General features: G+C 43.6%; 12 protein-coding genes. 6 read left to right on the top strand and 6 right to left on the bottom strand.

All coding sequences use genetic code 11. The features are described from left to right. Nucleotides 1–52 precede the first annotated feature (52 nt). Both PYW33_RS06925 and PYW33_RS06920 read left to right on the top strand, forming a co-directional pair. Complete coding sequence (locus PYW33_RS06925; protein WP_004647086.1) at nucleotides 53–970, top strand: LysR family transcriptional regulator; 918 nt, start codon at nucleotides 53–55, stop codon at nucleotides 968–970. A 168-nt stretch (nucleotides 971–1,138) separates the two neighbouring features. Next, entirely contained in the window at nucleotides 1,139–1,750 is a 612-nt protein-coding gene (locus tag PYW33_RS06920; protein WP_004647087.1) for a thermonuclease family protein, read from the top strand. An 87-nt stretch (nucleotides 1,751–1,837) separates the two neighbouring features. Here the strand turns inward: PYW33_RS06920 and PYW33_RS06915 are convergent, their stop codons facing one another. Genes PYW33_RS06915 through PYW33_RS06905 form a run of 3 tightly spaced genes read right to left on the bottom strand, consistent with a single transcriptional unit; the run spans nucleotide 1,838 to nucleotide 4,401 of the window. Further along, nucleotides 1,838–1,945, bottom strand: a complete 108-nt coding sequence (locus PYW33_RS06915; protein ID WP_004647088.1) for a hypothetical protein — start codon at nucleotides 1,943–1,945, stop codon at nucleotides 1,838–1,840. A gap of 9 nt (nucleotides 1,946–1,954) precedes the next feature. Next, a complete protein-coding gene (gene cydB, locus PYW33_RS06910; RefSeq protein WP_004647089.1) occupies nucleotides 1,955–2,959 on the bottom strand; it encodes a cytochrome d ubiquinol oxidase subunit II in 1,005 nt (334 codons plus the stop codon). Further along, complete coding sequence (locus PYW33_RS06905; RefSeq protein ID WP_004647090.1) at nucleotides 2,956–4,401, bottom strand: cytochrome ubiquinol oxidase subunit I; 1,446 nt, start codon at nucleotides 4,399–4,401, stop codon at nucleotides 2,956–2,958. The genes cydB and PYW33_RS06905 overlap by 4 nt, the downstream gene beginning before the upstream one ends. A 265-nt stretch (nucleotides 4,402–4,666) precedes the next feature. Here PYW33_RS06905 and PYW33_RS06900 point away from each other — a divergent pair, with 265 nt between their 5' ends. Together PYW33_RS06900 and PYW33_RS06895 are read left to right on the top strand one after the other, a co-directional pair. Next, a complete protein-coding gene (locus PYW33_RS06900) occupies nucleotides 4,667–5,110 on the top strand; it encodes a MarR family winged helix-turn-helix transcriptional regulator (protein WP_004647091.1) in 444 nt (147 codons plus the stop codon). Next, nucleotides 5,107–6,309, top strand: coding sequence for an MFS transporter (locus PYW33_RS06895; RefSeq protein WP_004647092.1), 1,203 nt, complete (start codon nucleotides 5,107–5,109; stop codon nucleotides 6,307–6,309). Before PYW33_RS06900 ends, PYW33_RS06895 begins: the two co-directional genes overlap by 4 nt. Before the next feature lie 6 nt (nucleotides 6,310–6,315). Here the strand turns inward: PYW33_RS06895 and PYW33_RS06890 are convergent, their stop codons facing one another. Next, the gene (locus tag PYW33_RS06890; protein ID WP_004647093.1) at nucleotides 6,316–7,296 is read right to left on the bottom strand and encodes a GlxA family transcriptional regulator; all 981 of its coding nucleotides are present in this window, start codon (nucleotides 7,294–7,296) and stop codon (nucleotides 6,316–6,318) included. Nucleotides 7,297–7,374: 78 nt separating this feature from the next. Here PYW33_RS06890 and PYW33_RS06885 point away from each other — a divergent pair, with 78 nt between their 5' ends. After that, a complete protein-coding gene (locus tag PYW33_RS06885) occupies nucleotides 7,375–9,198 on the top strand; it encodes an acyl-CoA dehydrogenase (protein WP_004647094.1) in 1,824 nt (607 codons plus the stop codon). 54 nt (nucleotides 9,199–9,252) lie between these two features. Here PYW33_RS06885 and PYW33_RS06880 read toward each other — a convergent pair whose 3' ends face one another. Further along, entirely contained in the window at nucleotides 9,253–10,467 is a 1,215-nt protein-coding gene (locus PYW33_RS06880; protein WP_004280457.1) for an alkane 1-monooxygenase, read from the bottom strand. Between the two features lie 188 nt (nucleotides 10,468–10,655). On the opposite strand from PYW33_RS06880, the gene PYW33_RS06875 reads away from it, so the two are divergent. After that, entirely contained in the window at nucleotides 10,656–11,606 is a 951-nt protein-coding gene (locus PYW33_RS06875) for an AraC family transcriptional regulator (protein ID WP_004647095.1), read from the top strand. A gap of 2 nt (nucleotides 11,607–11,608) precedes the next feature. Here PYW33_RS06875 and lpxB read toward each other — a convergent pair whose 3' ends face one another. Beyond that, entirely contained in the window at nucleotides 11,609–12,781 is a 1,173-nt protein-coding gene (lpxB, locus tag PYW33_RS06870) for a lipid-A-disaccharide synthase (protein ID WP_004647096.1), read from the bottom strand. Between the last annotated feature and the right edge of the window lie 228 nt (nucleotides 12,782–13,009).

The raw sequence follows: 13,009 nt of genomic DNA, 5'->3' as shown, positions 1-13,009 counted from the left end.
ACCTTAACCCAAAACCTATTATGAATAAAATGATTTTATCCCATACATTATTATGCATAGTATTCATTCTAAAACAGTCATGGACCTGCGAAATTTTCATCGTATCGACATTAACCTTTATCCGCTTTTTATGGCAATTTATGAGCAGAACAGTATTTCTAAAGCTGCACAAATTTTATCAATCAGCCAGTCTGCTGCTAGTCATGCTTTACAACGTTTAAGGCAGCATTTACAGGATGATTTATTTGTACGTACTGGTAGCAAAATGCAACCTACGCCGTTTGCGGAACAGATCTATCCTGAGCTGAAGAATGCACTTTTTGCAATTCAAAATATTTCAATACAACATCAGCAGTTCAGACCAGAAATGATTCAGAGTTTGAAAATTGCCGTTCATGATGAAATTGAACCAATGATCTTTCCCAGACTCGTTCAGCACTTTCAGCAACTCAATCTAGAAATTCAGCTTAGCAGCATGAAACTGGACCGTAAAAATATAGCAGCAGACCTCGCCTCTCAACAGATCGATTTTGTCATAGATCTGGAACAAAACATTGCTGATAAAATTCAGTTTGAACGCCTGGTGCAAGATGAATTTGTAGTATGTACACAATTAACAGAAATGAGTGAACAGATTTATCTTGCCTCACCGCATATTGGCGTGTCATCACGCCGTACCGGCGTTTTAGTTGAGGATATTTATTTAAGCCGTAAACAATATTCACGACAGATTTTTTTACGCTGTCAGCATTACTCAACTGCTCTGCAAATTTTGGAACAACAAAAGACAGCTATGTTGACTATTCCTAAAAATGTATTGGTACATTTACAATTGGCTACCAGTCTAAATATTTTTGAAGTCCCTGTGGAACTGCCGAAAATTAATATGGGGATGTATTGGCATAAGGATTTGCAAGAGAATAAAAGACATCAATTTTTGAGAAGTGAAATTTATAAAATTTTTGCTTAGGCTATTTATAAAGGAATGCAAGTTTACTTAGGCTATTTTTATATAAGTTTAGATGGTTGCATCTTCATCTTTTCAGTAGAAAAATATACTTAGGCTATTTTAGCTGGTACAAAACTAAACACTGAGTGATTAGCTTTTAAGCCGTAGATCTACTGGCTTTGCTCTAAAATGGCTCGACTTTTAGCTGTGATTTTACAGCTGGTTTTGCTGATTTGGATCTTGCCTTTGTTAAATCTCTCCATCACCTGGCAAATTGTGCTGGGCCTCGTACTGCTGTGTTTTTCTTATTATCTGCTGCATAAAATTACAGTTTATTTAAAAGATGTTTTCCGCCCCTTTAAGAAAGGCAAAAAATACTGGTGCCGTGTAAAAGCCGTAAGTGATGGTGATACCCTCACCTGCTACCGTTTTAATATTCGTCGCTCTGAGACCAAATTGCGCTTTGCTTTTGTCGATGCCCCTGAATCATCACAAGCCTATGGCAAGGAATCGCAACGTCTGGTCAAAAGCATGGTGAATAATAAAATGGTTCGGGTCAAGATAACCGACATTGACCGTTATGGTCGCTGTGTGGGTGTCGTCTATCGCTATCGCAAAAATATCAATGAAGAGATTGTCAAACGTGGTGCAGCGTGGGTCTATGAAGAATATATCAAGGACAAAACCCATTTACGCTATATGATGGAACTGCAAAATAAAGCCAAGAAACAGAAAAAAGGCCTTTGGAAACATACTCGTCCTGTACGTCCAAGTGTTTATCGTAAACAGGTAAAATCGTAAATTTGGTTTTATCAAAGATAAATGGCAAATAATAAAAAGTGATCAGTACATTCAGATCACTTTTTTCATTTTTTTAGTTTTACTAATTTAATAAGCCAAATGCACCAGAAAGCGGAATGCGCCAGCAATCAGGGCCAGCGTTAAAAATCCTGCCAGCCATAATCCTACAAACCATAATGCCTGTTTGCCTTTCATGACCACTCCTTAATGATAGCCATCATCGCCGACCCTGACCTTATGCCGGAATACCCAATAGGACATACCCGTATAAATCACAATAATAGGAATCAGGATCAAGGCACCAATCAAGGCAAATAGCTGGCTATTTTCATGCGCTGCTGCCTGCCAGATAGTCACGCTCGGCGGGATAATATATGGCCATAGACTAATCAAGAATCCGGTATAAGCAAGGAAAACCAGAACAAGCATATAGGTAAATGGGCCTAATTCACTACGTCTTTTACAGGCACGTAAGGCCAGCCAGGTAAATAGCAGAACCAGAACTGGAACTGGCATAAAATAGGTAAATTGTGGCTGACTAAACCAGCGTTCAGCAATCTGAGGATGAGTTAACGGCGTATAAATACTGACAGCACCCAATATGATCAGCAAGGCAATAATCAGCTTAGGCATCAGTTTAAACATTCGATCTTGTAAGTCATCTCCGGTTTTATAGATGAGCCAGCCACAGCCTAATGCCGCATAGAGCACCACCACACTGATTCCGGTGAAAATACTGAATGGAGTGAGCCAGTCCAGACCACCCCCAACATAGACACCATTTCGGGTTTCAATGCCCTGAATATAGGCGCCTAAAATCATGCCTTGCAGGAAACTGGTGATCGCAGAACCACCGATAAAGGCTTTATCCCACCAATGCTTACTGCGGTTTGCCTTGAAGCGGAACTCAAAAGCCACGCCGCGGAAAATCAAGGCAATCACCATCAGAATAATTGGCATATACAGTGCCGAGAGTACGGTCGAGTAAGCAAGTGGGAAAGCTGCAAATAACCCTGCACCACCCAGTACCATCCAGGTTTCATTGCCATCCCAGACCGGAGCCACGGTATTCATCATGACATCACGTTCATCCTGATGCGGAAAGAAAGGAAACAAGATGCCGATGCCCAGATCGAAACCATCGAGAATGGTATAAATCAATACACCCAAACCAATAATCACAATCCAGATTAATGATAAATCAATCATTTTTTGTCCTCCTGATCCGGTTGTTCAGGAACTTCTTCGATACGTTCGCGAATACTACTTAATGGTCGACGCGAGGCCTGAACCACATCGCTATCTGATTCATGATCTGGTCGGGTATGAATAAAATCCGGGCCTTTGTGCATCAGGCGCAACATGTAGTAAATTCCGATACCAAATACCACACAGTAGACAACTACAAAAATAATCAGGGTCAGCCCCACCTGTTCAGCGGAAACCGGAGACAATGCATCCTTGGTTCGCATGATGCCGTAGACTACCCAAGGCTGACGGCCGACTTCTGTGGTAAACCATCCCGCCAGCATGGCAATAAATCCGGAAGGTCCCATAATCAAGGCAAATCGATGCAATGCACGGGATTCATAAAAGCGACCACGGGTACGTGCCCACGCTCCCCATAACGCCAGTAACAGCATCAATACGCCGAGTCCGACCATAATCCGGAAGCTCCAGAACACCACCAGCGAATTCGGCCGGTCTTCAGGCGCAAAGTCTTTAAGTCCCGTAACCTTTCCATCCATCGAGTGGGTTAAAATCAGGCTACCCAAGTTGGGAATTCCGATTGCATATTTGGTTTCTTCAGCCTCCATATCCGGAATACCAAAGAGATATAAGGGCATGCCTTCATCATGATTGGTTTCCCAGTGCCCTTCCATTGCCGCCAGTTTTGCTGGCTGATGTTCAAGAGTATTAATACCGTGCATATCACCGACGATGACCTGTAAGGGCGCGAGTACCAGAAGCAGCCACATCGCCATGGAAAATGAAGTCTTGACCAGTGCATCACGACGGCCTTTGATTAGATGCCATGCGGCTGTAGCAGCGACCAGTAAGGCAGAAACTAGAAAGGCAGCCATAGCCATATGGGCTAGACGATAAGGGAAAGATGGGTTAAACACGATAGCAAGCCAATCTTGCGGAACAATCAGGCCATTTTCAATCGCAAAGCCTTGTGGGGTCTGCATCCAGCTATTGGACGATAAAATCCAGAACATGGAAATACAGGTTCCTATCGCAACCATCAAGGTCGAGAAAAAGTGTGCTTTGGGTCCTACTCGCCCCCAGCCAAATAACATGATGCCCAAGAATCCGGCTTCTAAAAAGAAGGCGGTTAAAACTTCATAAGCCAGTAAAGGTCCAGTTACACTGCCTGCTACCCGGGAAAACTCACTCCAGTTGGTTCCAAACTGGTAGCTCATGACCACACCAGAGACGACACCCATCCCGAATGCCACAGCGAAAATTTTCACCCAGAATTTGAATAGATCCTGAAAAATCGGGTTTTGGGTTTTGAGCCAGCGCCACTCCAGAATAGCCAGAAAGCTGGCCAAGCCGATTGAAATTGCCGGAAAAATGATATGAAAAGATACAGTAAAGGCGAACTGTATTCGTGCTAACTCTAATGCAGTTAAACCCAGAGTCATAAGCTTCACCTATGCATTGTTATTTGGCATCTTTGCCCTTCAATTTTTAAGTCATGAATTTTTCTAGTGACATGGCTAGCTTAGGCGTGGCTGTTATAAAAAGTATGTAGTCTTTTGTTGATTATTTTTTAATCAGGTTAAACTATGTAACTCTTGCTGATAAAGAAAATATTACTCTGAATAATTTTTAAAACTCTCCTCTTGAGCTTTGGATAAAACAGGCGTAAATTAGGCCTAAATTTAGTTACCCAGGTTAACTAACCATATGTTTTCCGAATCTCCCCGACTTCGTACGCTGTTATTACGCTGCGCACGACTGATGAGCGATGAGATCAATACGATCTTGTTGTCATCTCAATTAAATTATTCCTTATGGCAGGTGTTATACGTCATCCAGTCAAAGCAACAATGCACGCTGGCAGATATTTCCAGTTATCTCAATGTATCCAAGCCCGGTATTACTAAGCGGATTCAGCAACTGGTTGAACTCGATCTGATTGCCCAACTCGAAACTGAAGACAAACGTCAAAAGCTGTTCAAGTTGAGTGAGCAAGGAATTGAGACCTTTGCGATGTGTTCCAAACAGATCGATGCATTTGAAGATCAGTTGCTTGAGCACATTGAATCAGATGATCTTGAAGGCAGTAAAAATACCTTGATGCAACTCATTCAGCAGTTATATCCCTCATCTCAGGACAGACCTCAATGAGCCAAGAACAAGAAACGCCTTTATGGACGCCCAATTTTATCCTGATCAGTCTGGTGAATTTCCAGCTGGTTCTGGTGTTCTACTTACTGGTGATTGTGATTGTCGGCTACTCGGTGGCTGAGCTAGGGGCTTCGACTGCACAAGCCGGTCTGGTATCAGGTCTGTTTATTGTCGGCACCCTATTCGGACGCTTATTGATCGGAAAATTACTGAATCGTCTGGGCCTAAAAAATACGCTTGTCATTGGCCTGACTGGTTTCCTACTCTTTTCCGGACTGTATATGATTCCGGCCAAGCTGGAAGTTTTACTAGGCATCCGTCTGATACATGGCTTTATGATGGGTATGGCTTCTACTGTACTGGGTACAGTGATTGCACAGACCATTCCTGCCACACGACGTGGTGAAGGAATTGGATATTTCAGCATGAGCAGCACCCTCGGCACAGCGATTGGTCCCTTTGCCGGAATCTGGCTGATGACAAATTTTAATTATCAGGTAATTTTCATCTTTACCAGTATCGTTGCGCTCAGCTGCCTGATTTGTGGCTTGTTCATCCAGCCACCACGCCTTAAGGCAGGTCATTCGTCAGCAGATTCTACTTCGCAAAGCACCAGTAAACTGGCCCAGTATATTGAACCGAATGCCCTACCGATTGCACTGATTGTACTGCTGGTGGCTACTTCTTATTCAGGTATATTGTCGTTTATTCACTTTTATGCCAAAGACATTAATCTGGTCGAAGCCGCATCATTCTTTTTCTTAATGTATGCCTTTGCCATTTTGCTTTCGCGTCCTTTTACTGGCCCTTTAATGGACCGTAAAGGTGAAAATATCATTATCTATCCTGCCATTGTGATTATGGCATTAGGGATTTTGCTTTTAAGCCAAGCACAAAACTCTGTGATGTTACTCTCTAGTGCAGCGTTACTCGGTTTTGGTTTTGGGAATATCCAGTCGGTGTGTCAAACCATTGCGGTGAAAAGTACAACATTGCAGCGTATGGGTCTAGCAACCTCAACCTTCTTTATTGCCCTGGATGCCGGTCTTGGTTTTGGCCCGTATTTCCTGGGTATGCTGCTGGACCAGATTGGTTATCGCCAGCTTTATCTGTTCTCGGCGCTGCTCACCCTAAGCTGTCTGGCCTGGTATTACCTTCTGCATGGCCGTAAAGCAGGAAAAGTACAGCCTTCTCATTAAAAGCTTTTAAAAGCGCCGACTAAACCGGCGCCGGTATTCCAACGGCGTCAGACCGGTTTTTTTATGAAATAAACGGCGGAATGAACTTGGATCCTGATAGCCGACATTTTGCATGATCACATCCAGAGCTTGATCGGTTTCTTCCAGTCGTTTACGTGCGGCTTCAATCCGGATCGCTTGTAGATATTGATTGGGCGGTATGTCTAAGGCTTGTTTAAAGCGTCGAATCAGGGTTCGGCCAGTCACATTAAACTGCTCTGCCAGCTGGTTCAAACTAAAATCTTCATGAAAATGCTGCTCTAGCCAGTTCTGGATTTTTTGTACCAGTTCATCATGGTGCGGCTGGCCAATATTCAGCAATGAATAAGACAACTGGCTATCACGGCGGTAATCAATTACGAAAGATTTAGCCGATTGCATGGCCACCTCAAAGCCATACAAGCGCTCAATCAGATGCAAACCTAGGTCAAACCAGGCCAGGCCTCCACCTGCACAATAGATATTCTGATCCCGGCTAATCATCAGATCGGCATTCAGTTTCACCTTAGGATAGCGTGAACGAAACACTTCCTGAAAACCCCAATGTGTTGTTGCAATCCGGTCATCTAAAATGCCTGCTTCTGCCAGAAAAAAATTCCCCGTACAGTTTCCTGCAATTAAAGTCGCCTCTGCATGTGCAGATTTTAAAAAATGAATCAGTTCTGGATTCTGTTGCAATACATCCTGAATCGGTGCAGCGATGGTCGGTACCACCAGAATATCTGCAGTTTGAATCTCTTGATAAGAAAAATGTGCCTGCAACTGCAGCCCATTGATGCACCGAATCGGATGTCCCTCCGGACTGGCGATACTCACCTTAAACAGGCGCTGTACGTCCTGCTGCTGGATCCGGTTCCAGCTTACGCCAGCCATGGTAAATAAATCGACCACACCCGTAATGGCCGAAGCCAGAGCCCCATGAAAGCCTAAAATCACCACCTGTTGCATACTTTACTAATTGTCACTTTTCACCCGATTCATGTCATTATTGACAATCCTCCTCAATAAAAGCAACTGCTAGTCTTGATGCTATCTCAAGGATTGCACATTCAGGATAGTACCGTGACCCAACTGATTAATGATAAAGATCTGCATTTCCAGCTTTATGACGTATTCAAACTTGAAGCGCTGACTAAACTGCAACGCTATCAGGATCATGACAAAAATACTTTCGACAGTATTCTGGAAACAGCAAAAGGTATCGCGACTGATTATTTTGCGCCGCATAATGCCAAAGCTGATCAGCATGAACCGAACTTTGACGGCAAACAGATCAAAACCATTGATGAAGTGAAGACAGCCTGGCAACAGTTTGCCGATACCGGCCTGCTTTGTGCCCAGCATGATTATGCAGATGGCGGCATGCAACTGCCCACTTTGGTGAATATGGCCTGCAATGCTTATTTCATGTCGGCCAATCCGTCCACCGTGGCTTATTCTTTTCTAACAGCCGCTGCGGCGAACCTGATACAAGCTTTTGCCTCCCCAGAACAAAAGCAAATATTCCTACCGCATATGTTGAGTGGCCGCTTTGCTGGCACCATGGCCATGACCGAACCGAATGTAGGTTCCTCTTTGGGCGATCTGACCACTAAAGCGATTCCTCAGACAGATGGAATTTATAAAATTAAAGGCCAGAAAATGTTTATTTCGGGTGGCGATCAGGACATTAGCGAAAATATTGTGCATCTGGTCTTGGCGCGGATTCAGGATGCGCCGCAAGGCGTGAAAGGAATTTCCCTGTTTATCGTACCAAAATTCAGAACTCATGAGGATGGTTCCCTCGGTGAAGCTAATGATGTGCAGCTGGCTGGCTTACTGCACAAAATGGGCTATCGAGGTACCACATCTACAATTTTAAGCTTTGGAGAAAATGACAATTGCTTAGGCTATTTAATTGGAGAACCAGGACATGGCTTAAAATACATGTTCAAGATGATGAATGAAGCACGTGTGGGTGTCGGTCTAGGCGCAGCCATGATTGGTTATCGTGGCTATCTGGAATCTCTGGATTATGCTAAAAACCGTCCGCAAGGCCGGCCAGTTCATGAAAAAACACCTGACTCGAAACCAGTGAATATCATTGAACATACCGATGTCAAACGCATGCTACTGGCGCAAAAGTCATATGTAGAAGGTTCGCTGGCACTTTGCTTATTTGCAGCCCGATTAATTGATGAACTTCAGGCAGCTCAAGATGAAGATAGTGCAATTCTGCTTGATCTCATCACCCCGGTGGTCAAATCTTTCCCTTCTGCCTATGGTCCGAAAGCCAATGATCTGGCTATTCAGGTCCTGGGCGGCGCGGGTTATACTCGTGAATATCCGGTGGAGCAATGTTACCGTGATAACCGGCTCAATCCGATTCATGAAGGAACTTACGGCATTCAATCTCTGGATCTGCTGGGACGTAAACTCTGGCAGCATAATGGCAAAGGGCTAAATCTGCTCATGCAGCGCATCCAGAAGACCTTGTCAGAGACTCATGAACCTAAGATAGTGGAACTCGCAGAGATCTACAAACAGCATCTGGCGACTGTACAAAAAACTACTCAGGTTTTAGGCCAGGCCTTACATCAAGGAAAAGTCAGTGACGCTTTGGCCAATTCAGGCCTGTATCTGGATATGATGGGCAAAACTATTCTATCTTGGCTCTGGCTAGAAATGGCGAATCAGGCTCAACTCAAGTTTGGCACATCTTCGCAGGCAGAAGATCAGACTTTTCTGGCAGGGAAAATTCAAGCAGCTCAATATTTTATTCGCTGGGAACTCCCTGAAATTGAGCATCAGGCCAAATTATTGATGAATATGGATGATACTTGCCTGAATATGCAAAGCGACTGGTTCTAGACAGAATTTATCAAAAAATGCGCCTTTATCGGCGCATTTTTATTTTGTAATTCATTAAGCTGTAGAGTTATTTACACCAAATTTTTTAAATAGCTTGGCACGCTTGGAAGGCAAGATATTAGCCTTACTTAAATCGCCCTGATAGTGCTGATATACCCGCTGATCCATGATTTTGTACCATAAAGGTGGAATCAAGGCTGGAATCAGCATGGTTGCATAACCGCTGGGTAATTCTGGCGCTTCATCAAAATGCCGCAACGCCTGAAATGGACGGCTTGGAAAAGCATGATGATCAGAATGGCGTTGTAACTGATACAAAAACAGATTAGTTACGATATTGTTGTTATTCCAGCTATGTTCCGGCAAGGTTCGCTCATAACTGCCATCCGCTTTCTGTCCACGTTTCAGTCCGTAGTGCTCGATATAATTCACAATCTCAAACAGGCTAACGCCATAAAATGCCTGTGTCAGTGTATAAGGAATAATTTTCTTGCCATACGCCTTTAGCATCAAGGCATGATAGCCGGCACTCATGGCCCAACCATGAAACAGCTCATTTTCCTGATTAAAGAATTTCAGTCCCTTACGCTCGAGCCGTCTTTTTTCAATCTGGATTGCAGATTTTAATCCGCCTATTACGGTACGTGGCCAGAAACGGTAAAAAGATTCACCCATTTTTGAAGATGCCGGATCTTCTGGTGTCGCCACCCGTTTATGGTGTCCATAAGGATGTTCGATCCGGAAATGGTTATAGCCCAAAGGCATCAGGCTGGCATGAGACCAGTAATGGTCTTTTTTCTGTGGACGATGACTGAGTTCATGTGCGGTATTCACCCCCACACCATTAATCGCACCCATAGAAACTCCAAGCAGTACCTGATCCAGCAAAGACACATTTGGCCGGCTTACGACATAACCGGCAAAGGCATTGGCTGCCATTTGCAAGGGAATAAATGCTTTTACAATGCGGTCATAATAAGGATCGTTAACCAGTGCCTTGATCTGCTCATCATTTGGGTTATTGGCATCATCGCCAATCAGGGCATCCAGAGTCGGAATGATTACGTGCAGTAATAATAGTCCGCCCATGGCAAAGACTTTTTTAGTCGCTTTGGGACCAAAATGATAACCGGCCAGAATTCCCATTCCGATCACAGGCAGACCTGGGCTGAGCAACCAGCCAAAACGTTTTTTATCCAGCTTGACACCTTTTAGTGCCGACGCTTCCTGCGTAAACTGCGCTTTCTGGATTTGTGCAGGGGCATTCATTGCGACCTTCCTTTTTTATGTTACTCTGCACTTATAGTTGATTATTTCAGCAGTAGCGAACAGTATTCAACGTCCAGAAAAGCTATGTCAGCGTCTTTGGCACATGCTGCCAAATTCTGGCCTAAAATCACAAAGTTAAAAAATTTATAGTCAATTCAATGAAATAAAACAGAAGAATAGAGTTAGGCATGGATGCTTTAAGTAAAATTTTTGATGATATTCATCTGGAAAAATCGGAATATCTTTATCTGAATGTATTTCATCCAGGCGGCTTTGATTATCAGCATGAGCCTTTTATGCTGGCCTATATCCTGTTACAGGGACAGGCCCAATTAAAGTTCATAAATGGTGATCGACTGGAGCTGCAACAAGGTGATCTGGTGCTATTACCCGCAGGTTCCTCCCATCATGTTTCCTGCCCAGACAATGCCGATTTTTCTGAGCACCATGCGATTAATCCTTATTTTCAGAGCAATGCACAGCAATGTGTTGATCTCAATCGGGAAAATTCGGCGGAGCATAGTTTCATACTGGCTATTCGTTCTAGCTTGGATATCCAGATGGCCAAACCTCTTTTGAGTGCATTACCTAAATACCTGCATATTCAACATATTCTGGGTGATACGGCGCCAGAATGGTTACAGGTTGGCTTGCAGTTTCTGGCACTGGAAACCCAGCAGCTTCGTCCCGGACGTGACAAGATTCTGGATCATCTGGTCAGTATTTTACTGATTGAATGCGTACGTGATTATATTTTAAACCTGGAAAATGCCTCGAGCTGGCTGAATGCTTTTTCGCATCCGGAACTATCCAATGCACTGGCGGCGATTCATGGCAAACCTGAACAGTCTTGGACTGTAGAAAGTCTGGCCGAACAATGTCATATGTCACGTTCTAAATTCGCCCAGTTGTTTACCCAGATTGTCGGTGAACCGCCCCTTGCCTATCTGCAACAGCACCGCCTGCGCCTCGCCGCGCAATATTTGAGAAATAGTGGATTTGGTATCCAGCAGATCGCTTATCTGGTGGGTTATTCATCCGAGACGGCGTTTAGTCAAAGTTTTAAAAAACAGTTTGAACAGACGCCGACCCAATACCGGCTGAATTGTCAGAAGAACCAGTCTTTATTATCAGACTAAAATTACTGCACTAAAGCCAGTACCGCTTTGACCGGGTCTTCACTATTACCAGAAAGCAGCTGCTTGTGCATGGTGATATGCTGCATAACCTGAATCTGCGCTGCTTCAATATCCATCAGTTTTTCAATTTCAGCTGCCAGATTTTCAGGTGTGGCATCCGACTGGATCAGTTCTTGAATCACTTTTTTGCCGGCAATTATATTTGGTAATGAAAAATAAGGGATTTTTACCAGTAATTTGGCAATTTGATAAGTCAGCCAGTGTAGTTTATAAAAAGTCACCATCGGACGGTGCAGCAACATCGCTTCAAGCGTTGCAGTTCCAGACGCCAATGCAATGATATTGGACGCATTCATCACCTGACGGCCAATTTTGGATTCAGCGCTGATATTTTCCATCAAACGAATCTGGGCTTTTAAGCTTTCAGGATAAGTGGCTAATAAACTTTCGATTTGCTGCTTGCGTGCATCATTAATCGCAGGAATCAGAAAGGTATAATCCGGATATTTGTGATGCAGAATATTAGCTGCATCCAGAACCAAAGGTCCTAAACGTTCAATTTCACCACGACGGCTGCCCGGCAATAAGGCAATATATTTCTGATGTGGATCGAGGCCTAATTCTGTTTGAGCATCCAGAATTGGATTTTCAAGCGGTAATTGGCTAGCGAGCGGATGTCCGACAAAAGCTGCTGGCACATCCCATTGCTTGAAAAAGGCTTTTTCAAATGGAAATAGGCACAGCACCAGATCAATACTGGCTTTAATGCCATGTACACGACCTTGACGCCATGCCCAGACCGAAGGACTGACGTATTGCACGGTTTTAATCGGTAACTGTTTTTGTTTAATGGTTTTCGACAAACGCAGGTTAAAATCAGGCGCATCAATCCCGATAAAAATATCGACCGGATCTTTACTCCATGTTTCCACCAGACCATCCCGCACAGCAAAAAGTTTTTTAATATCTTTTAAAATTTCAACAATGCCCATCACCGACAGAATGTCCATCGGATAATAGCTTTTAAAGCCTTCCGCGATCATTTGTGGACCACCGATACCTTCAAATTCAGCATCAATGCCTTGCTCACGAAAACGGCGAATCAATTTTGCGCCAAGCGTATCTCCAGAGACTTCACCGACCACGATTCCAATTTTAAGCTTTCGATTTAGCAAGTGGGTTTCCTCTCAGATCCGCATGGAAATTTATTGAATCGGGATTCTAACATAATCCTGTAACTATTCCGGAAGAAGCTTAAGCATCTTCTCATTTTAAGAAACTCACCATTTAGAATAACTTAGTCAATAAGGGAGCTTGCATAACAAGAATTAAATCGACATTTACAGGTACATTCAATTAGACAGAAATGGGGCAAATCGGACAGTTAAAATCAATCATTATAT

The sequence above is a fragment of the Acinetobacter lwoffii genome (assembly GCF_029024105.1).
GTDB classification, from domain to species: domain Bacteria; phylum Pseudomonadota; class Gammaproteobacteria; order Pseudomonadales; family Moraxellaceae; genus Acinetobacter; species Acinetobacter lwoffii.
Note: the sequence above shows the minus strand (reverse complement) of the source record. Positions and strands in the feature narration are given on the sequence as shown.

Bases quoted from the DNA above. Each gene is read 5' to 3' on its own strand.
- PYW33_RS06925 (WP_004647086.1), top strand. From the start codon at position 53: ATGCATAGTATTCATTCTAAAACAGTCATGGACCTGCGAAATTTTCAT.
- PYW33_RS06920 (WP_004647087.1), top strand. From the start codon at position 1,139: ATGGCTCGACTTTTAGCTGTGATTTTACAGCTGGTTTTGCTGATTTGG.
- PYW33_RS06915 (WP_004647088.1), bottom strand. From the start codon at position 1,945: ATGAAAGGCAAACAGGCATTATGGTTTGTAGGATTATGGCTGGCAGGA.
- cydB (WP_004647089.1), bottom strand. From the start codon at position 2,959: ATGATTGATTTATCATTAATCTGGATTGTGATTATTGGTTTGGGTGTA.
- PYW33_RS06905 (WP_004647090.1), bottom strand. From the start codon at position 4,401: ATGACTCTGGGTTTAACTGCATTAGAGTTAGCACGAATACAGTTCGCC.
- PYW33_RS06900 (WP_004647091.1), top strand. From the start codon at position 4,667: ATGTTTTCCGAATCTCCCCGACTTCGTACGCTGTTATTACGCTGCGCA.
- PYW33_RS06895 (WP_004647092.1), top strand. From the start codon at position 5,107: ATGAGCCAAGAACAAGAAACGCCTTTATGGACGCCCAATTTTATCCTG.
- PYW33_RS06890 (WP_004647093.1), bottom strand. From the start codon at position 7,296: ATGCAACAGGTGGTGATTTTAGGCTTTCATGGGGCTCTGGCTTCGGCC.
- PYW33_RS06885 (WP_004647094.1), top strand. From the start codon at position 7,375: ATGCTATCTCAAGGATTGCACATTCAGGATAGTACCGTGACCCAACTG.
- PYW33_RS06880 (WP_004280457.1), bottom strand. From the start codon at position 10,467: ATGAATGCCCCTGCACAAATCCAGAAAGCGCAGTTTACGCAGGAAGCG.
- PYW33_RS06875 (WP_004647095.1), top strand. From the start codon at position 10,656: ATGGATGCTTTAAGTAAAATTTTTGATGATATTCATCTGGAAAAATCG.